At 70.0% G+C, this 26,193-nt stretch carries 28 protein-coding genes and 1 tRNA gene; 11 read left to right on the top strand and 18 right to left on the bottom strand.

Annotation, left to right across the window (positions count from 1 at the left end):
• Nucleotides 1-144: 144 nt before the first annotated feature.
• Together FNF32_RS08355 and FNF32_RS08350 are read right to left on the bottom strand one after the other, a co-directional pair.
• Nucleotides 145-732, bottom strand: a complete 588-nt coding sequence (locus FNF32_RS08355; RefSeq protein WP_131673624.1) for an RNA polymerase sigma factor — start codon at nt 730-732, stop codon at nt 145-147.
• A 2-nt stretch (nt 733-734) separates the two neighbouring features.
• Nucleotides 735-881 carry a NepR family anti-sigma factor gene (locus FNF32_RS08350; RefSeq protein WP_131673665.1) on the bottom strand — a complete coding sequence of 49 codons (147 nt, stop codon included), beginning with the start codon at nt 879-881 and terminating at the stop codon, nt 735-737.
• A gap of 94 nt (nt 882-975) precedes the next feature.
• Here FNF32_RS08350 and FNF32_RS08345 point away from each other — a divergent pair, with 94 nt between their 5' ends.
• Complete coding sequence (locus FNF32_RS08345; RefSeq protein ID WP_143796561.1) at nt 976-1,779, top strand: response regulator; 804 nt, start codon at nt 976-978, stop codon at nt 1,777-1,779.
• A gap of 73 nt (nt 1,780-1,852) precedes the next feature.
• Here the strand turns inward: FNF32_RS08345 and FNF32_RS08340 are convergent, their stop codons facing one another.
• The 3 genes from FNF32_RS08340 to FNF32_RS08330 all read right to left on the bottom strand — a co-directional run bounded on the left by FNF32_RS08340 (nt 1,853) and on the right by FNF32_RS08330 (nt 5,200).
• Nucleotides 1,853-3,166: an MFS transporter gene (locus tag FNF32_RS08340; protein ID WP_131673626.1), complete on the bottom strand. Its 1,314-nt coding sequence runs from the start codon at nt 3,164-3,166 to the stop codon at nt 1,853-1,855.
• A 101-nt stretch (nt 3,167-3,267) separates the two neighbouring features.
• Nucleotides 3,268-3,573, bottom strand: coding sequence for an HU family DNA-binding protein (locus tag FNF32_RS08335; RefSeq protein WP_131673627.1), 306 nt, complete (start codon nt 3,571-3,573; stop codon nt 3,268-3,270).
• A 142-nt stretch (nt 3,574-3,715) separates the two neighbouring features.
• A complete protein-coding gene (locus FNF32_RS08330) occupies nt 3,716-5,200 on the bottom strand; it encodes an AMP nucleosidase (protein ID WP_131673628.1) in 1,485 nt (494 codons plus the stop codon).
• 131 nt (nt 5,201-5,331) lie between these two features.
• On the opposite strand from FNF32_RS08330, the gene FNF32_RS08325 reads away from it, so the two are divergent.
• Together FNF32_RS08325 and FNF32_RS08320 are read left to right on the top strand one after the other, a co-directional pair.
• Nucleotides 5,332-6,309: an LLM class flavin-dependent oxidoreductase gene (locus FNF32_RS08325; RefSeq protein ID WP_131673629.1), complete on the top strand. Its 978-nt coding sequence runs from the start codon at nt 5,332-5,334 to the stop codon at nt 6,307-6,309.
• The gene (locus FNF32_RS08320; protein ID WP_131673630.1) at nt 6,306-7,166 is read left to right on the top strand and encodes an SDR family oxidoreductase; all 861 of its coding nucleotides are present in this window, start codon (nt 6,306-6,308) and stop codon (nt 7,164-7,166) included. The genes FNF32_RS08325 and FNF32_RS08320 overlap by 4 nt, the downstream gene beginning before the upstream one ends.
• Here the strand turns inward: FNF32_RS08320 and FNF32_RS08315 are convergent.
• The 6 genes from FNF32_RS08315 to FNF32_RS08290 form a co-directional block, all read right to left on the bottom strand.
• Nucleotides 7,163-7,783, bottom strand: coding sequence for a COG3650 family protein (locus tag FNF32_RS08315; RefSeq protein WP_143796560.1), 621 nt, complete (start codon nt 7,781-7,783; stop codon nt 7,163-7,165). The two genes, FNF32_RS08320 and FNF32_RS08315, sit on opposite strands and share 4 nt — an antisense overlap.
• A gap of 12 nt (nt 7,784-7,795) precedes the next feature.
• Nucleotides 7,796-8,503 carry a VIT1/CCC1 transporter family protein gene (locus FNF32_RS08310; RefSeq protein WP_246087747.1) on the bottom strand — a complete coding sequence of 236 codons (708 nt, stop codon included), beginning with the start codon at nt 8,501-8,503 and terminating at the stop codon, nt 7,796-7,798.
• Nucleotides 8,504-8,604: 101 nt separating this feature from the next.
• A complete protein-coding gene (gene dxs / locus FNF32_RS08305; RefSeq protein WP_131673666.1) occupies nt 8,605-10,515 on the bottom strand; it encodes a 1-deoxy-D-xylulose-5-phosphate synthase in 1,911 nt (636 codons plus the stop codon).
• 70 nt (nt 10,516-10,585) lie between these two features.
• On the bottom strand, nt 10,586-11,482 hold the full coding sequence (locus FNF32_RS08300; RefSeq protein WP_246087745.1) for a polyprenyl synthetase family protein: 897 nt from the start codon (nt 11,480-11,482) through the stop codon (nt 10,586-10,588).
• A gap of 23 nt (nt 11,483-11,505) precedes the next feature.
• Nucleotides 11,506-11,748, bottom strand: a complete 243-nt coding sequence (locus tag FNF32_RS08295) for an exodeoxyribonuclease VII small subunit (protein ID WP_131673633.1) — start codon at nt 11,746-11,748, stop codon at nt 11,506-11,508.
• Between the two features lie 102 nt (nt 11,749-11,850).
• Nucleotides 11,851-12,177, bottom strand: a complete 327-nt coding sequence (locus tag FNF32_RS08290; RefSeq protein ID WP_131673634.1) for an ArsR/SmtB family transcription factor — start codon at nt 12,175-12,177, stop codon at nt 11,851-11,853.
• A gap of 109 nt (nt 12,178-12,286) precedes the next feature.
• On the opposite strand from FNF32_RS08290, the gene FNF32_RS08285 reads away from it, so the two are divergent.
• A complete protein-coding gene (locus FNF32_RS08285; protein ID WP_131673635.1) occupies nt 12,287-13,378 on the top strand; it encodes an NADH:flavin oxidoreductase/NADH oxidase in 1,092 nt (363 codons plus the stop codon).
• A gap of 61 nt (nt 13,379-13,439) precedes the next feature.
• On the opposite strand, the gene FNF32_RS08280 is transcribed toward FNF32_RS08285, so the two are convergent.
• The 3 genes from FNF32_RS08280 to dapF all read right to left on the bottom strand — a co-directional run bounded on the left by FNF32_RS08280 (nt 13,440) and on the right by dapF (nt 16,122).
• Nucleotides 13,440-13,844, bottom strand: coding sequence for a hypothetical protein (locus FNF32_RS08280; protein ID WP_131673636.1), 405 nt, complete (start codon nt 13,842-13,844; stop codon nt 13,440-13,442).
• Between the two features lie 185 nt (nt 13,845-14,029).
• On the bottom strand, nt 14,030-15,298 hold the full coding sequence (gene mtaB, locus FNF32_RS08275; protein WP_131673637.1) for a tRNA (N(6)-L-threonylcarbamoyladenosine(37)-C(2))-methylthiotransferase MtaB: 1,269 nt from the start codon (nt 15,296-15,298) through the stop codon (nt 14,030-14,032).
• Nucleotides 15,295-16,122, bottom strand: coding sequence for a diaminopimelate epimerase (gene dapF / locus FNF32_RS08270; protein ID WP_425467897.1), 828 nt, complete (start codon nt 16,120-16,122; stop codon nt 15,295-15,297). Before dapF ends, mtaB begins: the two co-directional genes overlap by 4 nt.
• Before the next feature lie 130 nt (nt 16,123-16,252).
• Between dapF and FNF32_RS08265 the strand changes: the two genes are divergently transcribed.
• The 3 genes from FNF32_RS08265 (at nt 16,253) to FNF32_RS08255 (ending at nt 18,080) form a co-directional block, all read left to right on the top strand.
• Nucleotides 16,253-16,328: transfer RNA gene (locus tag FNF32_RS08265), tRNA-Lys, on the top strand.
• Between the two features lie 101 nt (nt 16,329-16,429).
• On the top strand, nt 16,430-17,116 hold the full coding sequence (locus FNF32_RS08260) for a helix-turn-helix transcriptional regulator (RefSeq protein ID WP_131673639.1): 687 nt from the start codon (nt 16,430-16,432) through the stop codon (nt 17,114-17,116).
• A gap of 88 nt (nt 17,117-17,204) precedes the next feature.
• A complete protein-coding gene (locus tag FNF32_RS08255) occupies nt 17,205-18,080 on the top strand; it encodes an NmrA family NAD(P)-binding protein (protein WP_131673640.1) in 876 nt (291 codons plus the stop codon).
• Between the two features lie 30 nt (nt 18,081-18,110).
• Here the strand turns inward: FNF32_RS08255 and FNF32_RS15755 are convergent, their stop codons facing one another.
• The 3 genes from FNF32_RS15755 to ada form a co-directional block, all read right to left on the bottom strand.
• Nucleotides 18,111-18,245: a hypothetical protein gene (locus tag FNF32_RS15755; protein ID WP_281285661.1), complete on the bottom strand. Its 135-nt coding sequence runs from the start codon at nt 18,243-18,245 to the stop codon at nt 18,111-18,113.
• Nucleotides 18,246-18,442: 197 nt separating this feature from the next.
• Nucleotides 18,443-19,228: a 2OG-Fe(II) oxygenase gene (locus FNF32_RS08250; RefSeq protein WP_143796559.1), complete on the bottom strand. Its 786-nt coding sequence runs from the start codon at nt 19,226-19,228 to the stop codon at nt 18,443-18,445.
• Nucleotides 19,225-20,289: a bifunctional DNA-binding transcriptional regulator/O6-methylguanine-DNA methyltransferase Ada gene (ada, locus tag FNF32_RS08245; protein ID WP_131673642.1), complete on the bottom strand. Its 1,065-nt coding sequence runs from the start codon at nt 20,287-20,289 to the stop codon at nt 19,225-19,227. The genes FNF32_RS08250 and ada overlap by 4 nt, the downstream gene beginning before the upstream one ends.
• A gap of 180 nt (nt 20,290-20,469) precedes the next feature.
• On the opposite strand from ada, the gene FNF32_RS08240 reads away from it, so the two are divergent.
• Nucleotides 20,470-21,165: a histidine utilization transcriptional repressor HutC gene (locus tag FNF32_RS08240; protein ID WP_131673643.1), complete on the top strand. Its 696-nt coding sequence runs from the start codon at nt 20,470-20,472 to the stop codon at nt 21,163-21,165.
• 25 nt (nt 21,166-21,190) lie between these two features.
• Here the strand turns inward: FNF32_RS08240 and FNF32_RS08235 are convergent, their stop codons facing one another.
• Nucleotides 21,191-22,585: a formimidoylglutamate deiminase gene (locus FNF32_RS08235; protein WP_425467896.1), complete on the bottom strand. Its 1,395-nt coding sequence runs from the start codon at nt 22,583-22,585 to the stop codon at nt 21,191-21,193.
• Between the two features lie 83 nt (nt 22,586-22,668).
• Between FNF32_RS08235 and hutI the strand changes: the two genes are divergently transcribed.
• The 3 genes from hutI to hutG are packed head-to-tail and all read left to right on the top strand — an operon-like array spanning nt 22,669 to nt 26,193.
• A complete protein-coding gene (hutI, locus tag FNF32_RS08230) occupies nt 22,669-23,862 on the top strand; it encodes an imidazolonepropionase (protein ID WP_131673644.1) in 1,194 nt (397 codons plus the stop codon).
• Nucleotides 23,855-25,393, top strand: coding sequence for a histidine ammonia-lyase (gene hutH, locus FNF32_RS08225; protein ID WP_131673645.1), 1,539 nt, complete (start codon nt 23,855-23,857; stop codon nt 25,391-25,393). The genes hutI and hutH overlap by 8 nt, the downstream gene beginning before the upstream one ends.
• Nucleotides 25,390-26,193 (top strand): N-formylglutamate deformylase, encoded by an 804-nt coding sequence (gene hutG, locus FNF32_RS08220; protein WP_131673646.1) that lies wholly within the window; start codon nt 25,390-25,392, stop codon nt 26,191-26,193. Before hutH ends, hutG begins: the two co-directional genes overlap by 4 nt.

Raw genomic sequence — 26,193 nt, 5'->3', positions numbered from 1 at the left:
GTTCGGCCGCTTGCGACAGGTTCAGCGTCTGCATGACGGAGATCAGCCCGATGGGCAGGATCGCCACCGACAGAAGCATCCCAAGCCTGAAACCCAGCCCGCGCATGAAGTGTAGTTGCTCGGGCAGTCGTGTCATGGCCGGCACTACCGAGAGACGGGGTTGTTCGCCATGACTGCCATTGTGGCGCGGTCGGTCATCTCGAACTCCTCGCCGTCCTTGAGGTGCAGCAGCTCGGCCAGCCGCTTGCGGCCGCGGTTCGCACGCGACTTCACCGTGCCGACCGCCACGCCCGTCATCTCGGCCGCTTCTTCATAGGAAAAGCCGGATGCGCCGACCATGACCAGCGCCTCGCGCTGCTCGTCGGGCAGCTTGGCGAAGGCCACGCGGAAATCGTTCATCGCCAGACGGCCGTCATGTTCGGGCCGGGTCGCCTGCCGCGCGGCATGGATGCCGTCGGTGTCGCTGACCTCGCGCCGGGTCTTGCGGCGGGCCGAATAGAAGGTGTTGCGAAGGATGGTAAACAGCCACGCGCGCAGGTTCGTCCCGACCTGGAACTTGTCCATGTTGGTCCACGCCTTGACGATGGTGTCCTGCACCAGGTCGTCGGCGGCCGCGCCTTCGCGGGTCAATGACAGCGCGAAAGCCCGCAATGCGGGCAGGTGCTGGACAAGCTCGTCTTTCGGATCGGCGACCTTGGCGATCGTCCCGTCCGCCTCGGCGGGTCTGGCCATCTTCATTCCTGTCCGCGAAGCTTTTCGAGGAGGCTCAGGAACCTGTCGGGGACCTCTTGTGATTGGTCCTGCTCATATACCCGCCGCAAATTCTCGTCGATCTGCTTTTCCAAGGCGGCGCGTTTGCTGTCTTCACGCCTTATGTTCATTTCGTAGGTTTCTTTCCGGAAATCTTGTGTGCGCCTGCTCCAACCGCTAGTTAGCACCGAAGGTTCCGAGGAACGACCAAAAATTGAGGCCTCCATGTCAGCTGCAGATCTTGCCCAGTCGATCGGTCGCGAGCTGCCCTATCTTCGCCGCCACGCGCGCGCCCTGACCGGGACGCAGCGCGCGGGCGACAACTATGCCGCCGCCACGCTGGAAGCGATCCTGGCGGATCGCAGCATGATTTCGGGCGAAGATACGCGCATTTCGCTGTTCCGCGCCTTCCACGCGATCTGGCAAAGCTCGGGCCAGCCCGTGGAAACCGACGACCAGACCTCGCGTGAGGCGCGGGCCCAGTCGCACCTGCGCACGCTGACCCCGAACTCGCGCGAGGCGCTGCTGCTCCGCACGATCGAGGAACTGCGCTACGACCAGATCGCCGAGGTCATGCAGATCGACCAGGACGAGGCCGAGGAACTGGTGCAGATCGCCCTGAACGAGATGGGGCGCGCGATCCGCGGCCGCGTCATGATCATCGAGGACGAAACCATCATCGCGATGGACCTCAAGGGCATCGTGCAGGCGATGGGGCACGAGGTCACGGGCATCGCGCGCACCCATTCCGCCGCGATCCAGCTTGCCGGCGACCGCCAGCCCGACCTGATCCTGGCCGACATCCAGCTGGCCGACGGCTCGTCGGGCATCGACGCGGTGAACGAGCTGCTGACCAGCCTCGGCGACCTGCCGGTGATCTTCATCACCGCGTTCCCGGAACGGCTGCTGACCGGCGACCGGCCCGAGCCCGCGTTCCTGATCTCCAAGCCCTACAGCGAGGAACAGGTCCGTTCGGCCGTGAGCCAGGCGATGTTCTTCGCATCCAGCGCGGGCATGAACGCGGCCTGATCCGCGCGTGACCGCTGAATGAAGAAGGCCGGCCGCATCGCGCGCCGGCTTTCTTTTTTTCGCGCCGCCCCGCTCAGACGATCGAGGCGTCCCGCGTCTCGCGCCCGATCAGCAGCGTGACGGCCGCCGCCAGCACCAGCAGCGCCGCAAAGACCCCGATCGCCAGCGCGAAGTCGCGCTCGATCACGCTGCGCAGCAGGCTCGGCGCGGCGATCCCGCCGAGCCGAGCCATCGCGCCCGCCGTGCCCATGCCGGTCCCGCGCAGCGTGGTCGGGTAAAGCTCGGGCGTAAAGGCATACAGCGCCCCCCACGTTCCCAGGAGCGCAAAGCTCATCACGATCAGCGAGGCGGCGATCATCATCGGCGAGGCGGCAAGCACGAAGGCCATGCAGCCCGCGGCCGAGATCAGCAGGAACGCCTGCAGCGTCGCCCGCCGTCCCAGCCGCTCGACCCCCCAGGCGGCCAGCGCGTAGCCGGGCAGCTGCGCCAGCGCCAGCACGACAAGGAAACCGTAGCCGCGCACGAAGCCGAAGCCCTCGGTCGCAAGCCGCGCCGGCAGCCAGACGAACACCCCGTAATAGGACAGCGACACCAGGAACCACAGCGCCATGACCGCGATCGTTGTGCGGGCAAGGCCGTTGGCGAACAGCCCCTCGCCGGGGACGGCCGGGGGCGCGGACACGACCGCATCCTGCCGCAACGGCGCCACGCCGTTCGCGGTCCGCACCCGGTCCAGCACCTGCCGCGCCTCGTCCGCGCGGCCCTTGCGGATCAGGAACATGGGCGATTCCGGCACCCACAGCCGCAGGAAGATCCCGATCAGCGCCGGCAGTGCTGCCACCACGTAGATCAGCCGGTAAGGCGCGGCGAACCCGGTCGTCGCCGCGTACCATGCCGTCAGCGCCACGATCAGCGTGCCGACGGCCCAGAACCCTTCTAGCCAGACCAGCCAGCGGCCGCGGTTCTTCGGCGGCAGGAACTCGGCCATCATCGCGTAATCGACCGGCAGCGTGCCGCCCACCGCCATGCCGGTGAGGAATCGCAGGATCAGAAGCGCCTCGAACGAGGGCGCGAAGGCCGAGGCGAGGCCGAACACCGCGTCGCAGGCGACCGTCAGCAGCAGGACGTTGCGCCGCCCGATCCGGTCCGCGATGCGCCCGAACAGCGCCGCGCCCACGAACATGCCAAGGAAAAACAGCGTCCCCGTCTGCTGCGCTGCCTGCGGCACCGTCAGCCCGAACCGCGCCGCGATCGACGGCGCGGCAAAGCCCACCGCCACGACCTGCATCGCGTCGGCCGCCCAGACGAGACCGAAGATCATCATCAGCCGGCGCTGGAAGCGCCCGGCCCCCGCCCCGGCAAGGGCTTGGTCGACAGTCGTGTTCATTCGGGCGCGGCCTTTCGTGGCTCACCGGCAAGTGCGGGGCGTTAAACGAAAAAGGGCCGCGCCAGATGGCACGGCCCCATGATCGGGCGATGTGCCCCAAGTCAGGCGTTGACGGAATCCTTCAGCGCCTTTGCGATCGTGACCTTCACGACCTTGTCGGCGGGCTTCTGCATCATTTCCTGGGTCTGCGGGTTGCGGACCATGCGCTCGGGGCGGGCGCGGCAGGCGACCTTGCCGATGCCGGGCAGGGCGACCGAGCCGCCTTCGGCGACGACGCGCGACACGACCGACTGCAGCGCGTCAAGCGCGGCGGTGGCGGTTTTCTTGTCGCCGCCCATTTCTTCGGCCAGCGCGGCGACCAGTTGGGTCTTGGTCATCGGTTTCGCGGCGGCGGTGGTAGTGGCCATCGGATCGTCTCCTGTTGTCCCGGTCAGGGTTTCTTGCGGCACCGTGGGCTTTGGCCCGGCATTTCCCTGCTACACAGTGTTTTGACCCGCATTTCAAGCATTTTTCATCGCCGCAGCGCAGCCATCGGCTGCAAGTCGCGGGTCAAAGGAACGCCGTTTCCTGAAACGAGCGCAACTTGCGCGAGTGGATCCGCTCCAACGGGGTCTCGCGCAGCTTTTCCATCGCGCGGATGCCGATCAGCAGGTGGCTTGCGACCTGGGTGCGGTAAAAGTCGGTCGCCATGCCGGGCAGCTTCAGCTCGCCATGCAGGGGCTTGTCGCTGACGCACAGCAGCGTGCCATAGGGCACCCGGAACCGGAACCCGTTGGCGGCGATGGTCGCGCTTTCCATGTCAAGCGCGACCGCCCGCGACTGCGACAGCCGCTGCACCGGCCCCGACTGGTCGCGCAGTTCCCAGTTCCGGTTGTCGATCGTGGCGACCGTCCCCGTCCGCATGATCCGCTTCAGCTCGTAGCCGTCCAGCCGGGTGATCTCGGCCACCGCTTCCTGCAGCGCGACCTGCACCTCGGCCAGGGCCGGGATCGGCACCCAGACGGGCAGGTCGTCGTCCAGCACGTGATCCTCGCGCAGATAGGCGTGGGCCAGGACATAGTCGCCCAGCGACTGGCTGTTGCGCAGCCCCGCGCAGTGGCCGACCATCAGCCAGGTGTGCGGGCGAAGGACCGCGATGTGGTCGGTCGCGGTCTTGGCGTTCGACGGGCCGACGCCGATGTTGACCAGCGTGATCCCTTTCCCGTCCGCGCGCTTGAGGTGGTAGGCCGGCATCTGCGGGGTTTTCGCGCCGGTGGCGATCACGTCCTCGGGCCGTTCCAGCACGCTGTTGCCGGGGCTGACAAAGGCGGTGTAGCCGCTGTCCGGCTGCGCCAGCGCGCGGCGGGCGAACGCCTCGAACTCGTCCACGTAGAACTGGTAGTTCGTGAACATCACGAAGGTCTGGAAATGTTCGGGCGCGGTCGCGGTATAATGCGCCAGCCGCGCCAGCGAATAATCCACCCGCTGCGCGGTGAAGGGGGCGAGCGGCCAGCTTCCGTCCGGGTTCGGGCCCGCGATCCCGTTGACGATGTCGTCGTTCATCGACCCCAGGTCCGGTACGTCGAACACGTCGCGCAGCGAATAGCCCAGCACGCCTTCCTGCGGCACGTTCAGGTCGCTGCGGGTGGCGACGGCGAAATGCACGGGGATCGGCGTGTCGCTGTCGCTGATCGCGACGCCGACGCCGTGGTTGCGGATCAGCAGGCCGATCTGTTCCTCCAGATAGTCGCGGAACAGTTCCGGGCGGGTGATCGTCGCCGCATAGCTGCCCGGCACCGCAACGTGGCCAAACGACAGCCGCGAATCCGTCTGGCTGTGGACCGAGGTCGTCAGCCGCACCTCGGGGTAGAACGCGCGGTAACGCGCCTGCGGCGGCGCGCCGCCCAGCGTCGCGAGGAAGCGGTCCAGCAGGTATTGCGAGGCGCGGTCGTAAAGCTCGATCAGCCGGTCCACGGCCGCCTTCGGGTCGTCGAAAAAGGCGCGCTCGACCGGGTCCGGCGTCTCGACCGGCAGCAGACGTGAAATGCCGTTCATGGGCAGCCCCTTCGCGCGCGCGGCGGGCGCGAGGGGTGGCCCGCCTGTTGGGCCCGGACTGTCGCACCGGGGCGCGACACTGGCAAGACGACCACCGCGAACCTATCTGACCTTCAAACGAAGGAGCTTTCATGGACCTCTCGATCCTCGATCTGGCCCCCGTGTCCGAGGGGTCGGACGCCGCCACCTCGATCAGGAACAGCGTCCGGTTGGCGCAGGCCGCCGAGACGCAGGGCTACCGGCGCTACTGGCTGGCCGAACACCACAACATGCCGGGCATCGCCAGCGCCGCGACCGCGGTGCTGATCGGCCACATCGCCGACCACACCCGCACGATCCGCGTGGGCGCCGGCGGGATCATGCTGCCGAACCACGCACCCTTGGCGGTGGCCGAGGCGTTCGGCACGCTGGCCACCGTTCACGGACCGCGCATGGACCTTGGTCTGGGCCGCGCGCCGGGCGGCGACGGCGCGGTGATGCAGGCGCTTCGGCGCGGCATGGGGCGCAACGACGACTTCCCGAACGACGTGGTGGAGCTGCTTTCCTATCTCGGCCCGGAACGGCCGGGCGCGGCCGTCGCCGCGCATCCGGGGCAGGATACGAACGTGCCGGTCTGGATCCTCGGCTCGTCGCTTTACGGCGCGAGCCTCGCCGCTGCGCTGGGGCTGCCGTATGCATTCGCATCGCACTTCGCGCCGGGCGATCTGGACCAGGCGGTGCAGCTGTACCGCGACCGGTTCCAGCCGGGGCCCTGGGGCGATGCCCCGCGCTTCATGCTGGCGGTGAACGTCTTTGCCGCCGACACCGACGAGGCGGCGATGAAGCTGCGGACGAGCCAGCAGCAAAGCTTCTACCGCCTGCGAACCGGCGCGCCCGGCAAGCTGCCGCCGCCCGTGGACGACCTGTCGCAGGTGGTGCCCGCGCAGTATCACCCGACGCTCGACGCCGCGCTGCGCGTGACGGCCGCTGGATCGCCGCAGACGGTCAAGCGCCAGCTCGACGACTTCGCCGCCCGCTACCGCCCCGACGAGATGATCCTGACCGGCATGATCCACGACCCCGACGCGCGGCTGCGCAGCTTCGCCATCGCGGCCGAGGTGATGAGGTGACGAAACGCCTCGTCGCCATCGGTCACGGCTATTCCGCCGGGTTCCTGACCCGGCGGCTGGTGCCCGAGGGGTGGACCGTCACCGGAACGACCCGCGACGGCGCGGCCAAGGTCGCGGCGGCCGGGGCGGACCCGCTGGTCTGGCCCGGTGACGATGCCCGCCTGCGCGCCGAACTTGCGCGCGCGGGCGCGGTCCTTCTCAGCGTGCCGCCGGGGCCGGACGGCGATCCGGTGCTGCGTGCGCTGGCGGACGCCATCGCCGCAAGCCCGGCCGCGTGGATCGGTTACCTGTCCACCACCGGCGTCTATGGCGACCGCGCGGGTGGCTGGGTGGACGAAACCTCACCCCTTGTCCCCACCACCGAACGCGGTCGCCAGCGTGTCGCGGCCGAGGCCGGGTGGCAGGCGCTCGCGCAGGCGCGCGGCCTGCCGCTGCACATCTTCCGCCTTGCCGGTATCTACGGCCCCGGCAGCGGCCCGTTCCAGAAGATCCGCAACGGCACCGCCCGCCGCATCGTGAAGCCGGGCCAAGTCTTTTCCCGCATCCACGCCGAGGACATAGCGCAGGTTCTGGCCGCGTCCATCGCGCGGCCGCATCCCGGCGCGGTCTACAACGTCTGCGACGATGACCCCGCCCCGCCGCAGGACGTGATCGCGCATGCCGCCACGCTGATCGGCGCGCCGGTTCCGCCCGCGCAGGACTACGACGAGGCAGCGATGACGCCGATGGCGCGCAGCTTCTATGCCGAAAGCAAGCGGGTGCGGAACGACCGCATCAAGGACGAGCTTGGCGTGCGCCTGCTTTACCCCGACTACCGCGCCGGACTGGCTGCGATCCTGGCGGCCGAGGCGGCCTAGTCGCCGATCCGGCAGCAGCCCGTCAGCATCTGCGACTGCTGCCGCGTCCCGTCGAAGATAACCGTCGCGGTCAGCCCGTAGGCGCGGTCCGACATGCCGTCGCTGCAGGTCTGCGGCTGGATCACCGCCGTCATCCGACCCGCATCGTCGCCCGCGATCACGCCCCGCAGCGGGCTCCGCGGCACCCCGTCATCCATGACCGACCGCAGGGCCATCACCCGTTCGCCCTTGTCGGCCGAGGAAAACACGACCTCGCCACCCCGCGCCTCGATCCCCCAGAACGGCTCGGTCCCGGTGCAGCGCAGCGTCTGCGGCAACTCGCCGTCGGCCCACACATCGGTGCGGTATCGAAGAAAGCGCGAGTTGACCCAGCCCCGCCGCCCGGCCGTGTTGACCTGCGCCCAGCCCGACCGCTCGGCCACGACCTCGACGCCCGTCGCATCGGGGGCAAGGGTGCCGATCACCGCGGCCGAGGCATCTGGCCTTTCGCGGATCTTCAGCGTGTCGCCCGCCGCGACGCCGGTCACGTCTAACAGCGTGGGCAGCGTGTATACGGGCGTCGCGAGCGCGGGGCCGGCGATCAGGGCCAGCACGGCCGCGAAAAGACCTGCGCGCATGGGCGGAACTCCTCAGGCAGCGATCCCGAAAATATGCCCGATTCCCGACGTGATTGCCATCGCCGCGCTGCCCCAGACCAGCACCCGGACGATCCCGCGCCCGACCTTCGCGCCACCGGCGATGGCGCCGATCGCGCCAAGGGCGGCCAGCGCCACCAGCGTCACGACCCACACCACCCGCGCGGTGCTGCCCGGCGCGGCCAGCAGCGCCGCCGCCATCGGAACCGCGCCCGCCGCGCTGAACGTCAGCGCCGAGGCGAGCGCCGCCTGCATCGGCTTGGCCGCCATGACCTCGGTCAGGCCCAGCTCGTCGCGGACATGGGCGCCCAGCGCATCGTGTTCCGTCAGCTCGACCGCGACCAGCCGCGCGGTGTCGGGGGCCAGGCCCCGCGCCTCGTAGATGCGGACCAGTTCCTCCAGTTCAATGTCGGGCTGGCTGCGCAGCGCCCGTTTTTCGCGCCGGATGTCGGCCTTTTCAATGTCCATCTGCGAACTAACACTGACATATTCCCCCGCCGCCATCGACAGCGCCCCGGCCGCAAGCCCGGCGACCCCGGCCACGACGACCGCGCGCGGATCGCTGCTCGCGTTCGTCACCCCGACGATCAGCGAGGCGATCGACACGATCCCGTCATTCGCGCCCAGCACGGCCGCGCGAAGCCAGCCCGACCGGGTGATCCGGTGCGGGTCGTGCGGGTGGGCGAGCGGGTGGGTGTGGATGCTCAAGTCAGGCTCCATCGGCGGGACGCAGGCGGTGCAGGGCGCGACCCATGCACCGCAGGCGCCGGTTTTGCAATCCGCAGACGGCCCTTGCGCCCTGGTCAGGCCCGCCGCGCGACCGCCACGCCCAGCACTTCCAGCACCTTCGCCTCGATCTGCGGGGCGTCCATCGCGGCGGCGCGGTACATCGCCTCGGGCGAGGCGTGGTCGATGAAGGTGTCGGGCAGGACCATGCTGCGGAAGCGCAGGCCGTGGTCGAACACGCCCTCGTCCGCAAGCAGCTGCGCCACGTGGCTGCCGAAGCCGCCGACCGCGCCTTCCTCGATCGTGATGAGCGCCTCGTGGTGGCGGGCGAGTTGCAGGATCAGGTCGCGGTCCAGGGGCTTGGCGAAGCGCGCGTCCGCCACCGTAGGGGCGATGCCGCGGGCGGCCAGCGCCTCGTGCGCGCGCATGACCTCGGACAGGCGGGTGCCGAAGGACAGGATCGCGACCCGCCCGCCTTCGGCGATGATGCGGCCGCGGCCGATTTCCAGCGGCGTGCCGCGTTCCGGCATCTCGACCCCGGTGCCCTCTCCGCGCGGAAAGCGGAAGGCGGACGGGCGGTCGTCCAGCGCGGCGGCGGTCGCGACCATGTGGACCAGCTCCGCCTCATCGGCGGCGGCCATGACCACGAAGCCGGGCAGGTTGGCGAGGAATCCCACGTCATAGGCGCCCGCATGGGTCGCCCCGTCCGCGCCCACAAGCCCTGCGCGGTCGATCGCAAAGCGGACCGGCAGCCGCTGGATCGCCACGTCGTGGACGACCTGGTCGTAGCCGCGCTGCAGGAACGTGGAATAGAGCGCGCAGAACGGCTTCATCCCGCCCGCCGCAAGGCCCGCCGAGAACGTGACCGCGTGCTGTTCCGCGATCCCCACGTCGAAGCAGCGGCGCGGGAAGCGCTCGGCGAACAGGTTCAGGCCGGTCCCGTCCGGCATCGCGGCGGTGATGGCGACGATCTTGTCGTCGGCCTCCGCCAGCTTCACCAGCGACTTGGCGAACACGCCGGTATAGCTCGGCGCGTTGGATTTCGCCTTTGCCTGCTCGCCCGTGACCACGTCGAACTTGGCGCGCGCGTGGCCCCGGTCGGCCGCGTTCTCGGCCGGGGCGTAGCCCTTGCCCTTTTTCGTGACTGCGTGGATCAGCACCGGCCCGGTCGCCCGCGACTTGACCGTGCGAAGCAGCGGCAGCAGCTGGTCCATGTCGTGCCCGTCCACCGGGCCGATATAGGAAAATCCCAGCTCCTCGAACAGCGTGCCGCCGACGGTCATGCCCTTCAGCATTTCCTTGGCCCGCCGCGCGCCTTCCTGCACGGGGGGCGGCAGCAGCCCGACCGCGCCCTTGGCGGCGGCCTTGAGTTCCTGGAACGGCCCCTGCGTGTAAAGCCGGGTGAGATAGCTCGACAGCGCCCCGGTGGGCGGTGCGATCGACATTTCGTTGTCGTTCAGCACCACGATCATGCGCGTGCCCAGGTGGCCTGCGTTGTTCAACGCCTCGAACGCCATCCCCGCGCTCATCGCGCCGTCGCCGATCACCGCGACCGCGTCGCCCGGATCACCGCCAAGATCGCGCGCGACCGCGAACCCCAGCGCCGCGCTGATCGAGGTGCTGGAATGTCCTGCCCCGAACGGGTCATAGGCGGATTCGGCGCGCTTGGTGAAGCCCGACAGCCCGCCCTCGGTCCGCAGCGTGCGGATGCGGTCGCGGCGGCCGGTCAGGATCTTGTGCGGATAGCACTGGTGGCCAACGTCCCAGATGATCTTGTCGCGCGGCGCGGCAAAGACCGCATGCAGCGCCACGGTCAGTTCCACGACGCCCAGCCCCGCACCAAGATGCCCGCCGGTCACGCTGACGGCGCTGATCGTCTCGGCCCGCAGCTCGTCGGCCAGCTGCCGCAGCTCGCGGTCGGACAGCGACTTGAGGTCCGAGGGCAGCGACACGCGGTCGAGGACCGGGGTCGCCGGTCGGTCGGGCATGGGCTGGATGGTGTTGTCGGTCATGTGGCGTCCCCTTTTCGGGTGGCTTCATCCCGCGAGGGTCGCGCCGTCACGTCTGGCGGTGGATAACGAAACGGGCCAGCTGCCGCAAGTTTTCGGCGGCCTGCGGGGCACCCGGATGAACGTCGAGCACGGCTTCTGCCCGGTCCACCATCGCCTGCGCCTCGGCCCGCGCGCGGTCAAGGCCGAGCAGCGACAGGAACGTGGCCTTGCCGGCGGCCGCGTCCTTGCCCACCCGCTTGCCGGTGGTTTCCTGCGTCCCGGTCACGTCGAGGATGTCGTCGGCGATCTGGAAGGCGAGGCCAAGGTTGCGCGCATAGTCGCCCAAGGGTGCGGGATCGGCGCCCGCGATCACCGCGCCGGCGGTCGCGGCAAAGCCGATCAGCGCGCCCGTCTTGCCCTGCTGCAAGGCGACGATCTGGTCCAGGTTCAGCGGCGAGGTCGCGGTTTCGGCCGCGATGTCCTGCATCTGCCCCCACACCATCCCCTGCGCGCCGACCGCCTGCGCGAACCGGCGCACGAGGTCGATCCGCGCCTCGGCGCTGCCGATGGCGGGGTCGGCCAGCCGCTCGAAGGCGAGCGATTGCAGCGCGTCGCCGGCAAGGATCGCGGTCGCCTCGGAAAACCTGACGTGGCAGGTGGGCTGCCCGCGCCGCAGGTCGTCGTCGTCGATGGCGGGCAGGTCGTCGTGGATCAGGCTGTAGGCGTGAAGAAGCTCGGCTGCGACCGCCACCGGCAGCGCGGCGGCGTCGTCCACCCCGTGCAGGCGCGCGGATTCCATGACCAGAAAGGCCCGGATCCGCTTGCCGCCGCTGGCGGCATAACGCATCGCGTCGGTCAGCTCGCCCGCGGGCTGCGCGTCGAGCGCCGCGTCGATCGCGGCCGCCACGCGGTCGCGGACCTGCGTCATGCGGGCGGTCAGGGATGCGGGCAGGCCGGTGTCCATCGGCGGCTTCCTTGTGTCGAAGCTCAAAGCCCCTCGACCGGAACGGTTCCCTGCGGCTCGCCATCGGCGGCCATCGTGATCTTTTCCACCCGCTCCTCGGCCTGGCGAAGGCGGCTGTCGCAATGTGCCCGCAGCTTCGCGCCGCGTTCGTAAAGCGCGATCGACTCCTCCAGCGTGGCGTCGCCGTGTTCCAGCTTGCCGACCGTCGCCTCAAGCTCCTTCATGGCGTCCTCGAACGACATCGCCTCGATTTCGGGATCGGTCATGGTCGGGGATTCCTGTGGCTCTGGCCTGTCGGGCGTGGGTCAGGTTCCGATCATAGCCATCTTCGGCAAACGATGCCACTGCGGGCGGGCGGTGGTCGTCCGCTAGCCGTCGCGCCGGGCCGGACCTGCGTCCCCGGCCGCCAGCACGGCGTCGAGCAGTCCCGGAAAGCGGCGGTCGAGGTCGTCGCGGCGCAGTTCGTTCATGTGGGACGGGCCTTCGTGACGGGTCCGCACCAGCCCCGATTCGCGCAGGACGCGGAAATGGTGCGACATGCTCGATTTCGGGCGTCCGCCGTCCAGAACGGAACAGCTCGCCTCGCCGTCGCGCGCCAGCGTCCGCACGACATCCAGCCGCACCGGATCGCTCAGCGCGTACAGCACCTGCGACAGGGCCACGTCGTCGATGTCGGGAAGGATCATCTTGCGCATGGGGAAAACATAGCACGGGTTGCCGCAAGATCAATGTTCGATTATTATCGAACTATCAAACGACGCCTAAACGACGGGGCCTGTGCCGCGTCCGCGAAAGGAATACGACATGCCGAACCTGTTCACGCCCTATCAGCTGAAGGATGTCACGCTGCGCAACCGCATCGTGGTGTCGCCGATGTGCCAGTACGTGGCCGATGACGGGCTCATCAACGACTGGCACCGCAGCCATCTTGCCGGGCTTGCCCGTGGCGGCGCGGGGCTGGTGATCGCCGAGGCGACGGCCGTCTCGCCCGAGGGCCGGATCACGCCGGGCTGCACGGGGATCTGGTCGGACGCGCAGGCAGAGGCGTGGAAGGACGCGGTGCGGCTTATCAAGGACGGCGGCGCGGTGCCGGGCATCCAGATCGCCCATGCCGGCCGCAAGGCCAGCGCCAACCGCCCGTGGGAAGGCGACGACCACATGGCCGACGACGACCCGCGCGGCTGGGACACCATCGCGCCTTCGGCCGTGCCGCACGGGGCGAACCTGCCCAAGGTTCCCCTTGCCATGACCATCGCCGACATCAAGCGGGTGCAGGCCGACTTCGTGGCCGCCGCCCGCCGCGCCCGCGACGCGGGGTTCGAGTGGCTGGAACTGCACCTGGCCCACGGCTACCTCGGCCAAAGCTTCTTTTCGACCTGGTCCAACAAGCGCGACGACGAATACGGCGGCGACTTCGACGGGCGCGCGCGGTTCCTGCTGGAAACGATCGCCGCCGTCCGCGAGGTCTGGCCCGACAACCTGCCGCTGACCGCCCGCTTCGGCGTGACCGAGTTCGACGGATCGGACGACCTGGACGACGGCATCCGCATGGTCGGCCTGATGAAGGACTCGGGCCTTGACCTGATCGACGTCAGCATCGGCTTCACCACCCCCACGGCCGAGATCCCGTGGGGCCCCGCGCTGCTTGCCCCGGCGGCCGAGCGGGTGCGGCGCGAGGTGGACATTCCCACCACCACCAGCTGGTTCATCAGCGAGCCGCAGCAGGCGGACGCGCTGATCGCCGACGGCAAGGCGGACCTTGTGACGCTGGGCCGTCCGCTGCTGGCGAACCCGCACTGGCCCTATCGCGCGGCAAAGGAACTGGGCGTCGACAAGCCCGCCTTCGCGACCCTGCCCGCGCCCTACGCCCACTGGCTGGAGCGCTATCGCAGCTGACGCATTTGGGGGCGGCCGGATGTCTGTCCGGCCGCCCCGCTTCGTTCGCGCCCCCGCGCGCTCACATACCCTGCGCGTAGAACGCGTCGCGGTCCCGGTAGGGGCTGACGACTTCGCTGCCCGCGTCCTGCCCGGCCGAGGGTTGCAGGTTGAATGCGCGGTCATACGAGGACCCGTCCCGCTTCGGGCGGTAGATCGGGTCGTGTTCCCCGTGATCGTCGCGGCCACGGCTGTCGTGCCCGCCCTGTCCGCCCGCGTCGTTCCAGGCGATGCGCGGCATCGCCTCGCCGCCCGTCGGCCGGAAGATCGTGCGGCTTTGCCCGGCAGGCTTCGGCATCGCGCCGCTCCATTCGCTCAGCGCGCTCAGCGCCGCGTCCTGTCCCAGCGGCGCCTGCGCCATCGAGGCGCTGGCCAGAAGCGCCGCAAGAATGCCGGTGGCGAAGGTCGTCTTGAAGGTGGTGGTCATCTCTCTCTCCGTTGCTTGGCGGCTCGCCGGAGGGATGACGCGGTTGTCGCGCCCGACCGGCGGGTCGATGCGCGTGTTCTGACGGGTCCCCGTGGGCAGGGCCGTTGCAAGGATCGTGGAAAGGCCGGGTGACGAAGCGTGGTTTCAGGGGCGGCGCGCGCGAAAGATCGCGGAAGATCCGCCGCTCAGGCGGTCAGGCGCGTCCCGTCGTGGCCGGTGATCGTCACGTCCAGCAGCGATCCTTCGGGCATGTCGCGGTCGAACGCGACTTCGGTGAACTGCGCGGTGCGCCCCAGCCGCGGCCCTTCGGTCAGCACGGCATGGCGCGCGCCGACCTGCGCCTGCAGATGCGCGTGCAGCGCGTCCCGCCCCACCGCCCGCAGCCGCGCCGCGCGGTCCTTGATCGCGGGGCCCGGCACGCGCGGCATCCGGGCCGCGGGCGTCCCTTGCCGTGCGCTGTAGGGGAACACGTGCAGGAACGTCAGCCCGCAATCCCGGACGAGCCGTACCGAGTTCTCGAAATGCGCCTCGGTCTCGGTCGGGAAGCCCGCGATGATGTCGGCGCCGAAGACGATGTCGGGGCGCAGGCGTCGCGCATCCTCGCAGAACCGGATCGCGTCGTCCCGCAGGTGGCGGCGCTTCATCCGCTTCAGGATCAGGTCGTCGCCGTGCTGAAGGCTCAGGTGCAGATGCGGCATCAACCGGGGCTCGGTCGCGATCGCCTCCATCAGGTCGGGATCGGCCTCGATGCTGTCGATGGAACTGATCCGCAAGCGCGGCAGGTCCGGCACCATGCCGAGAATGCGGCGGACGAGGTTGCCCAGGCGCGGCGCGCCCGGCAGGTCGGCGCCCCAACTGGTCAGGTCCACCCCGGTCAGCACGACCTCGTTGAAGCCGCGATCGCGCAGGCGCTTGATCTGGTCCACCACCACCCCGGCCGGAACGCTGCGCGAGTTGCCGCGCCCGAACGGGATGATGCAGAAGGTGCAGCGGTGGTCGCAGCCGTTCTGCACCTGCACATAGGCGCGATGGCGGCCGAACCCGTCGATCAGGTGGCCGGCGGTTTCGCGCACCGACATGATGTCGTCCACCATCACCCGTTCGGTCCCGTAGTCGGGCGCGGCGAGCGAGGACCAGGTGGCGGGCTGCATCTTTTCGTGGTTGCCGACGACGCGGGCGACCTCGGGCATGGCGGCGAAGGTCTCGGGTTCCGTCTGCGCGGCGCAGCCGGTGACGATGATCGGCGCGCCGGGGTTTTCGCGGGCGAGGCGGCGGATTTCCTGCCGCGCCTTGCGAACCGCCTCGGCCGTCACGGCGCAGGTATTGACGATGACCGCGCCCGACAGCCCGGCGGCCTGCGCCATTTCCGCCATCGCCTCGGATTCGTAGGCGTTCAGGCGGCACCCGAGGGTGGCGAAAACCGGGGTCGCAAAGACGGGCGGTTGCGCGGTCACGGCCGGTCGTCCGCCGCCGCGATCCAGTCCGCGCGCAGCACGCCGTCCGCCACATGGGCCGTCGGCCCCTGCATCCAGACGCCGTCTTCGCGCCAGTCGATCAGCAATTCGCCGCCCGCCAGCAGCACGCGCACGCGCCGCCCCGTCAGCCCGCGCCGCGCCGCCGCCACCGCCGCCGCGCAGGAACACGACCCCGAGGCGAGCGTCCGCCCGACGCCCCGTTCCCAGATCCGCAGGTGCAGCGTATCGGCGGCCACGACCTGCGCCACCTCGACATTGGTGCGTTCGGGATAAAGCGGGTGAACCTCGTGCCGCGCGCCGAATGCGCGCACGTCCGCGACATCGGCTTGGTCGGCGACGAAGAACGTCATGTGGGGGTTGCCCATGCCGGTCGCCACGGGATCGCCCTCGATCGGCAGGTGCAGTGTGTCCACGTTCTGCGCCAGCGGGATTGAGCGCCAGTCCGTGACCGGCTGGCCCATGTTGACGCGGGTCAGCCCGCCGCCCGCATCCTCGGCCGTCAGCACCGCATGATCGGTCCGCAGCCGCAGCGACCCCTTGCCGGTCTCGTCCAGCAGAAACCGCGCGATGCAGCGGGTGGCGTTCCCGCACGCGGCCGAGATCGAGCCGTCCGCATTGAAGAACGTCAGCTTCGCATCGGCATCCGCATCCGGCTGGATCGTCGCCAGCTGGTCGAAGCCCACGCCGAAATTGCGATCCGCGATCCGCCGCACCAGCGCAGGCTCGGGCAGCGCCCCGCCGGACGGGCCGCCCGCGCGCAGGTCGATGACGACGAAATCGTTGCCCAGCCCATGCATCTTCATGAAGGGCAGGCCGGAAGCTGACCGGTTATCCATCGCGGCGATATACGCGCGCGGACGCGATTCCGCCAGCCCTGCTGCACTTTTCCGCTTGACCCCCCCGCGGCCCGCCACTAAGGAAGCCGCCTGTGATGGGCCCATAGCTCAGTTGGTAGAGCAACTGACTTTTAATCAGTGGGTCACAGGTTCGAATCCTGTTGGGCTCACCACTGAAATCCCGTTCGACCATTCGCCGCTGCAGCCACCTTCCCCCGAGGGTCGGTCCTGCTGCAAGGTTCCGGCGCACCCCCCCGCACGTGCCGGACCGCCGATGACCAGAACCGAGCGCCTGTTTGCCATATTGCAGATGCTGCGCGAACAGCGCCAGCCCGTAACCGCCGCGACGATCGGCGAGCGGTTCGGCATCAGCGAACGCACCGCCTACCGCGACATCGCAACGCTGACGAGCCGGGGGGCGACGATCGTAGGCGAGGCCGGGGTCGGTTTCGTGCTGCGCGACGACTTCTTCATCCCGCCGCTGTCGTTCGATGCCGACGAGGCGGCGGCGCTGATGCTGGGCCTGCGCTTCGTGCTGCGGCGGGGCGACGCGGACCTGTCCAACGCCGCGACCCGGGCGCGCGCGAAGCTTGCGGCGGTGCTGCCCGCGCGGTTCGACGACAGCGCGGCGGCGCGGTCCCCGCTCGTCGTCGCCCCGCCGGGGGACGGACGGTCCGCGACGCTGGGCACCGTGCGGGCGGCGCTCGACCGCCGGAAGAAGCTACAGCTACGCTATCGGGATCAGGCGGGCAGTTGCCGCGACCGTGTCGTTTGGCCGGTCATGCTCGGCTGGTTCGACGATGTCGAGATGCTTGCGGCATGGTGCGAGCTGCGTCAGGCGTTCCGCCATTTCCGCATCGACCGGGTAATGCAGGCCGAGGTTCTAGGCGACAGTCCCGGCCGGCCGCACGGCGTGCTGCTTGCGGAATATCGCGCGCTGGAACCGGACGTCGTTCTGTAGGGGTCAGCAAACGGCACCCTCGGCCAACGCTCCTGACACAACTTGTCAGACCGGGGTGCTAGGGTCGTCGTGCAAAGAGGAGATGCCGATGTTTGTAGTCATGGGGGCCGCCGGCCATGTGGGTTCGGCGGTCGTGAGGACCTTGGTGGAGCGTGGCAAGAAGGTGACGGTCGTGACGCACGACGACGCGCAGTCCGGGCCCGACCGCGCGCGCTGGCGCGACCAGGGGATCGAGGTCGCCGTCGCCGACGTGAACGATCCGGCGTCGCTGCGGCGCGCCTTTGATCGCGGGCGGCGCGCGTTCCTGCTGAACCCGCCCGCCGACACCACGACGGATACCGACAAGGTCGAGCAGGCCGGGGTCGCCGGGATCCTTGCCGCGCTGAAGGGGTCGGGCCTTGAAAAGGTCGTGGCCGAGTCCACGGCGGGCGCCGAACCGGGCGAGCGGATCGGCGACGCGTCGGTGCTGTGGGAGCTTGAACAGGGGCTGAACGCGCTGCCGATCCCGGCCGCGATCAACCGCGCGCCTTTCTACATGAGCAACTGGGACGAGCTTCTCGAACCGGCGGGCCGGACGGGCAAGCTGCCGACGATGCTGCCCGCCGACCTCAAGCTGCCGATGGCCGCGCCGGACGACTTGGGCCGGATCGCGGCCGACCGGCTGATGTCCGGCCTCGACGACGTGGGCGTCCGCTACGTCGAGGGCCCGGCGCGCTATTCGCCCGCCGACGTCGCGGCTGCGTTCGCCCGGGTGCTCGGGAAGCCGGTCGAGGTCGAGGTCACGCCGCGCGAGGGTTGGCGGGCCGCCTTTCGCGCCACGGGCTTTTCGGAACCGGCGGCGGACGCCTATGCCCGCATGACCGAGGCCGCGGTGGATCGTGGCTTCGATCACATGACCGACCCCATTCGCGGGAACATCACGCTGGACGCCTATCTCGCCTCGCGCGCGCAACGCGGGGCGTGACCAGATCAAACAGGGCCAGGCACGCGGGCCTCACGCCGCCTTCACGTAATCGCCCAGCGCCTCGGCCAGGTGGTCCAGCGTGGCGCGCACGCGCGGCACATGCCGCAGGTCGCGGTGGGTGACGAGCCAAAGCGGCAGGTGGCCTAGCACGAGGTCGGGAAGCACGGGTCCCCCTGCTCGGCGCCGTCGCTGAACTGCTTTCAGGCTGCATAGACTGGGGATTCTGCCGAAGGCCGTGGCGGCACCCACCTTGAACGGCGCTTGAACGCACGGAACCCGTCCGAACCTTGCGGCCGAGGATCAAGGGGTGGGGTCACGCCTTCTTGCCGACGCCAAAGGTCACGGAACGGCCCTCGCCCCCATCACGTCGCGTCGTGGAAGATGATCCCGACCGAGTGGCGCTTGCCGCTGCGAAGGCGGCTGACGCCGTGGCGCAGGTTCACGCGATAGCTGCCCCGCTTGCCCTGCACGGGCCGGTTGTGGACCGCGAAGACGACGGCGTCGCCCTGCGCCAGCGGCACGACCTCGGCCCGGCTCTGCATCCGCGGGCGCTGTTCGGTCAGCACGAACTCCCCGCCCGTGAAGTCGCGGCCCGGTTCCGACAACAGGAACGCCACCTGCAGCGGAAAGGCGAGATCGCCGTAGAGATCCTGGTGCAGGCAGTTGAAGTCGCCTTCGACATACTGAAGCAGCAGCGGCGTGGGGCGGGTCTGCCCGGCCGCGTGGCATTGGCGCAGGAACTCGGCGTGATCGGCCGGGTAGCGCAGGGCGATGCCCATGCGGTCGTTCCAGCCGTTGGCGATCCCCGCGAGGCGCGGCCACAGCGCCGTCCTCAGCCCGCCCACGAGGTCCGGCAGGGGATAGCTGAAGTAGCGGTATTCGCCGCGGCCGAACCCGTGCCGCGCCATGTGGACGTGGCTGCGGAAATGCCGCTCGTCGGGGTAAAGCGCCGCGAGGTCGCGGCATTCATCCGGCGTAAGGACGCCCTGCAGGGTGGCGCAGCCGAAGCTGTCAATGCCGGCCCCGACGCGGTCCCAGTCAAGCGCGGCCAGCCGCCGTTCGGCGGCGCCGACCGCCTCGACGCTGGAAACGAACCCGGCAACGGGCGCGGAAGCGGGCCGGGAAACGGGCTTGGCGGCGGCGCTCATGCCACAGCCTCCCTGTCCAGAAGCGCGCGCTTGCGCCCGATGCCCCAGCGATATCCCGACAGTGCCCCGTCGCTTCGAACCACGCGGTGGCAGGGGATCGCCACGGCGATGCTGTTCGACGCGCAGGCCTGCGCGACGGCGCGGACCGACTTCGGCGCGCCGATCCGGGCGGCGACATCCGCGTAGCTGGCGGTCTGGCCCGCCGGAATGCTGCGCAGCGCCTGCCACACCCTTTGCTGGAACGCGGTGCCGCGAATGTCGAGCGGCAGGTCCAGCCCGATCCGCGGCGCCTCGACAAAGGCGATCACGCGGGCCACCCGCGCCTCGAACGCGGCGTCGCCGCCGATCAGGTTGGCGCGCGGAAACCTGTCCTCTAGCTCGTGGACCAGCGTTTCGGGATCGTCGCCCATCTGGATCGCGCAGATGCCCTTGTCGCTTTCGGCCACCAGGATCGCGCCAAGGGCGCTCGCCGCCACCGCAAAGCGGATGTCGGTGTCCTTTCCGCCCGCGCGGAACGCGGTTGGCGTCATGCCCAGCACCTCGTTCGAGGTCTCGTAGAAGCGGCTGTTGGCGTTGAAGCCTGCATCGTAGATTGCTTCGGTCACGGTCGTCTCCTTGTCCTGCAGCTCGGCGCGGACCTTGCGCGCGCGGTACGCCACGCCCCATTCGCGGGGCGTCAGGCCGGTGATCGCCTTGAACTGGCGGTGAAAGTAATGGGCGCTGAACCCCACCCGGCGGGCGAGGTCGTCCAGCCGGGGCAGGTCGTCCGACGCCTCGATGATGCGGCAGGCTTCGGCGACGATCAGGGCGTTCGCCTGCGATGCCGTCATTCCCGTGGGATTGCAGCGCAGGCAAGGGCGATAACCCTGCGCCTCGGCCGCGGCGGGCGTGTCGAAGAACGCCACGTTGGCCGCCCGCGCCCTGCGCGAGGGGCAGGACGGCCGGCAATAAACGCCGGTCGTGCGGACGGCAAAGACGAAGCGTCCATCGGCATCCGCATCGCGGTCCACGACGCTTTGCCAGCGCGGATCGCGTTCCGTCAGGGTCTGGGTCTTGTCCATGGCGGTGCCTCGTCCTTGCCGGTAGAGCCGTCAATATAGCGCGCCCGCGCCCCGGCTCACCCCGCAGCTTGCTTTCGAATCCGGCTCAACACCCGCGGGCCCGCGCGCCAGGCCACGTTGACCCGCCCGCCAATTTGCTGGACAATTGGCCAAATACCTTAAGCATTTCGGCAGGCCGTCATCCCCACCCCCTCGACATACCGAGAGATCAAGGCCGATATCCTCGGCCGGATCCAGGCACAGGAATGGCCGCCCGGCGGTCGGCTGCCGGCCGAAACCGAGCTTGCCGTGCATTACGGGGCGGCCCGCGCGACCGTCAGCCGCGCCATGCGCGAGCTTGCCGACGACGGCATCGTCGAGCGGCGGCGCAAGACCGGCACGCGGGTCAGGCTGTCGCCGATCCGGCAGGCGCGCTTCGGCATTCCCGTCGTCAAGACCGAGATCGAGGAAGCGGGGGCCGCCTATCGCTACGCGCTCGTGCGGTCCGAGATCGTGCCGCCGCCCGATTTCCTGCGCGCGCGGATGAGCCTGCCCGCAGGCGCCGATGTCCGCCACCTCATCTGCATGCATTTTTCCGACGGCAGCCCGTACCAGTTCGAGGATCGCTGGATCAATCTCGACGCCGTCCCCGACGCGCGTGAAGCGGATTTCGCGGCCGAGGGGCCCAACGAATGGCTGGTGCGGCAGGTGCCCTTCACCCGCGCCGAGATCAGCTTTTCGGCGACCGACGCGACCTTGCAGCAGGCCCAGCATCTCGACTGCAACCCGGGCGACGCGCTTTTCAGCATCGAGCGGCAGACGGAATGGGAAGGCCGGGCCGTGACCTTCGTCAAGCTGGTCTATCGCCGCGGCCACCGCATGACGACGCGCTACTAGGCGCGCCGTTGCGGCCGCGCGGGTGTCAGGCCGACGCGCGCAGGTCCCTCACGGCCGCGCGGTAGCCGGCGGCGATCGCGTCGCGCGCGACGTGGCGGCCGCCCGTCACCACATGCCGCCCGCCCGTCCACACGTCCGCCACCATCTCGTTGCCGCCGGCAAAGACGAAGCTGTCCAGGATGGTGTCGCCGCCCAGCCCTTCCAGGTCGGGGTGGCTCATGTCCAGCGCCAGCAGGTCGGCGGGCTGGCCGGCCTCGATCGCGCCGGTGCCGCGCCCGGCCGCCTGCGCGCCGCCCCGCGCCACGCCGTCGAAAACGCGGCGGCCGGTCGACAGTTCGACGGTCGCGAGCGCCGCGCGGCTGTGGTCGCGCAGCCGCTGGCTGGTATCCAGCTGGCGCAGTTCCTCGGCCAGCGAGATGCGGATGTTGCTGTCGGACCCGACCGAGATCGCGCCGCCGCCTTCCATCCAGCGCACGCCGTCGAAGATGCCGTCGCCCAGCGACGCCTCGGTCAGCGGGCACAGCCCCGCGACCGCGCCGGTGCGGGCGAGCGCGTCAGTCTCGTGCGGCAGCATCTGGGTCAGGTGGATCAGGCACCAGCGCGCCGACAGGTCGATGTTCGCCAGCGCCCATTCGACCGGGCGGGCGCCGTATGCCGCCTGAACCTCGGCCACCTCGGGCAGCTGTTCGGCCAGGTGCAAGTGCATCGGCCCGTCCGTCAGCGCCGCCAGGGCTGCGAAGTCGCCCGGCGCGACCGCGCGCAGCGAATGGGGCGCGATGCCCAGCCGCCCGTCCGGCAGCGCCGCGACGGCCCTGCCCGCGCCTTCGACCAGCCGCGCGAACCGGTCCATGTCGTTGCCGAACCGCAGCTGGCCGCCGCCCAGCGGCCGCCCGTCGCAGCCGCCGAACTGGTACATCACCGGCAGCAGCGTCAGCCCGATCCCGCTTTGCGCGGCGGCGGCGGCGATCCGGTCCGACATCTCGGACAGGTTGGCATAGGACTGCCCGCCGGGCGCGTGGTGCAGATAGTGGAACTCGACATTGGTGCCGTACCCGGCCTCGAGCATCTCCATCTGCACAAAGGCGGCGATCGCCTGCGCCTGATCCGGCGTGATGGTGCCGACGAACCGGTACATCAGCTCGCGCCAGGTCCAGAAGCTGTCCGATCCCGCCCCGCGCCGCTCGGTCAGGCCGGCGATGGCGCGCTGGAACGCGTGGCTGTGGGTGTTGGCGGGCGCGGGCAGCAGGACGCCTACGCGGGTCGCGTCCGTCGCGGTGCCGGCGGGGGCATCACCCGGGGCGACCGAGGCGATGCGCCCGTCGCCGCCCACCGTGACCACCACGTCGCGCGCCCACCCGCCCGGAAGCAGCGCCTGTTCGGCCCGGATCGTCGCCAGGCCGCCCACCATGTCGCCCACCATGTCATCACCCGCTTGACAGCTATATGAGCAATCATAATGATGTGAATGCATCTGCTTTTGCAAGCCCACAGAAGGACGCCCCGATGATTCTGACCGACGCGGTCATCGCCACGGCTCACGATGGGGCGTTCAGCGTCACGCGCGACGCCGCCATCGTCATCGACGGCGATCGGATCGCCTGGGCGGGCAAACGGGCCGATCTGCCGGCGGCGCAGGCGGCGCACGACACCCGCAGCCTTGGCGGGCGGTTGGTCACGCCGGGGCTGATCGACTGCCACACCCACCTGGTCTTCGGCGGCGACCGCGCGCAGGAGTTCGACATGCGCCTGAACGGCGCGTCGTACGAGGAAATCGCCCGCGCCGGCGGCGGCATCCTGTCCACCGTCCACGCCACCCGGCAGGCCAGCGACGACCAGCTGCTCGCATCGGCCCTGGCCCGCGCCGACCACCTGATCGCCGAGGGGGTGACGACGATCGAGATCAAGTCCGGCTACGGGCTGGACGTGCAGACCGAGATGCGGATGCTGCGGGTCGCGCGCGCCGTGGGCCGCGAACGTCCGCTGCGGGTCGTGACGACATGGCTTGCCGCCCATGCCCTGCCGCCCGAGTTCGCAAGCGACCGCGCGGGCTATATCGACCGCGTGGTGCTGGGCGGGATGAAGGCCGCTCACGCCGAAGGGCTGGTCGATACCGTGGATGGGTTCTGCGAGGGAATCGCATTCAGCGCGGCCGAGATGGCGCGGATCTTCGATCATGCAAGGACGCTTGGTCTGCCGGTCAAGCTGCATGCCGAACAGTTGTCCGATCTTGGCGGCGCGGCGATGGCGGCGCGGCACGGGGCGATCTCGGCCGATCACCTGGAATGGCTGGGCGACGACGGCATCGCCGCGATGGCGCAGGCGGGCACGGTCGCCGTCATGCTGCCCGGCGCGTTCTACACCCTGCGCGAGACGAAGCTGCCGCCGATCGAGGGTCTGCGGGCGGCGGGCGTGCCGATGGCGCTGGCGACCGACTGCAATCCCGGCACCTCGCCGCTGACCTCGCTGCTCATGACGATGAACATGGGCGCGACGCTGTTTCGCATGACGCCGGCCGAGTGCCTGGCGGGCGTCACCCACAACGCCGCCCGCGCGCTGGGCCTGTCCGACCGGGGCGCGATCTCGCCCGGCATGCTTGCCGACCTGGCGGTCTGGGACGCGGCGCACCCGGCGGAACTGTCCTACCGCATCGGCTTCAACCCCCTTCATGCCCGCGTCTTCGGAGGTGAAATTGCCTGAACTCATCCTCACCCCCGGCGCCGTCACGCTGGACGACCTGGAACACGTCTGGCGGCAGGGGCTTGCCGTGCGGCTGGACGACAGCGCGCGCGCGGGCATCGCGGCAAGCGCCGAACGGGTGGCCGCCGCCGCTGCCGGCGACGCGCCGGTCTATGGCGTGAACACGGGCTTCGGAAAGCTTGCCTCGGTGCGGATCGCGCCGGCCGATACGGCGACGCTGCAGCGCAACCTGATCCTGTCGCATTGCTGCGGCGTGGGCGAGCCGATCGAAGAACCGACCGTCCGCCTTGTCATGGCGCTGAAGCTTCTGAGCCTCGGGCGCGGGGCGTCGGGCGTCCGCCCGGTGCTTGTCGAACTGATCGAGGCGATGCTGGCGCGCCGCGTGACCCCGGTGATCCCGGCGCAGGGGTCGGTCGGCGCGTCGGGCGACCTTGCGCCACTGGCGCACATGGCCGCTGTGATGCTGGGCGAGGGGCGCGCCACGCACGAGGGCCGCGAGATGTCGGGGGCCGAGGCGCTGGCGGCCGCCGGGCTCACGCCCCTGACGCTGGCAGCGAAAGAGGGGCTCGCGCTCATCAACGGGACGCAGGTGTCCACCGCCTTCGCGCTGGTCGGCCTGTTCGACGGCTTCCGCGCCGCCCGCGCGGCGCTGGTCGCGTCGGCCATGTCCACCGACGCGATCATGGGATCGACGGCCCCGTTCCTTGACGAGATCCACACGCTGCGCGGCCATCGCGGCCAGATCGTCGCCGCCCGCACCATCCGCGCGCTGATGGACGGGTCGGCGATCCGCGAAAGCCACCGCCAGGGCGACACGCGCGTGCAGGACCCCTATTGCATCCGCTGCCAGCCGCAGGTGACGGGCGCGTGCCTCGACCTTCTGTGGCAGGCCGCCGCGACCCTGCGGATCGAAGCGAACGCCGCCACCGACAACCCGCTGGTCCTGACCGAGGCCGACGTAATCGTGTCGGGCGGCAACTTCCACGCCGAACCGGTGGCCTTTGCCGCCGACCAGATCGCGCTGGCGCTGTCGGAAATCGGCGCGATCAGCCAGCGCCGGATCGCCATGATGGTGGACCCGGTGATGAGCTTCGGCCTGCCGCCGTTCCTGACCCCCGATCCCGGCCTGAACTCCGGCCTGATGATCGCCGAGGTCACGAGCGCCGCGCTGATGAGCGAGAACAAGCACCTCGCGAACCCCTGTTCGACCGATTCCACGCCCACCAGCGCCAACCAGGAGGACCACGTCAGCATGGCCGCCCACGGCGCGCGGCGGTTGAAGCGGATGAACGCGAACCTCGCCCATATCGTCGGGATCGAGGCGATCTGCGCCGCAACCGGGATCGAGGCGCGCGCGCCGCTGCCCACCTCGGCGCCCCTGCAGGCGGCGGTCGCGCGGCTGCGGCAGGAGGTGGCGCCGCTGGGGCAGGACCGCTATCTCGCGCCCGATCTGGTCGCGGCGGCCGGGCTGGTCGCGGCGGACGCGCTGGCGCAGGCGGCGGGCGGGCTGCTGGACGAGGTGCGGGCATGACCGGCGCGCCCCACCCCGTCGAGGTCGCGCAGGGCGACGGCCCGGTCATCCTTGGCCTGCCGCACACCGGGACGCATCTGCCCGACGATATCTTCGCCGCGCTGAACGATCGCGGCCGGGTGCTGGCCGACACCGACTGGCACATCCACGAACTTTACGCGGACCTTCTGCCCGGCGCGACGACCGTGCGCGCGACGTTCCACCGCTACGTCATCGACGCGAACCGGGGGCCGGAGGATGAGAGCCTGTATCCCGGCCAGAACACCACGGGCCTCGTTCCGGTGACGGATTTCGACGGCGAGCCGATCTGGCAGACCCTGCCCACCCCGGAAGCCGTCGCCGACCGCCTGTCGCGCTTTCACGCCCTCTATCACGCCGCCTTGGCGGCCGAGATCGAGCGGGTCAGGGCGCGGCACGGGGTCGCGATCCTTTACGACTGCCACTCGATCCGCTCGGTCATCCCGTTCCTGTTCGACGGCGTCCTGCCCGACTTCAACATCGGCACCGCGAACGGAACTTCCTGCGCCCCGGCCATCGAGGCCGCCGCGCAAGAGGTCGCAGCCGCGACCGGCCGCACCCACGTCGTCAACGGCCGCTTCAAGGGCGGCTGGACCACCCGCCACTACGGACGCCCGCAGGACGGCGTCCATGCGATCCAGATGGAGCTGGCGCAGTCCACCCACCTGGCGACCGAAACCCCGCCCTTCCACCTCGACCCCGCAAAGGCCGACCGGATGCGCCGCCCCTTGGGCGAGATCCTGCAGCGCCTCGCCGACCTCGCCCCCACTCTGAAGGCTTGA

The sequence above is a fragment of the Paracoccus marinus genome (assembly GCF_007018965.1).
Taxonomy (GTDB): domain Bacteria; phylum Pseudomonadota; class Alphaproteobacteria; order Rhodobacterales; family Rhodobacteraceae; genus Paracoccus; species Paracoccus marinus.
Note: the sequence above shows the minus strand (reverse complement) of the source record. Positions and strands in the feature narration are given on the sequence as shown.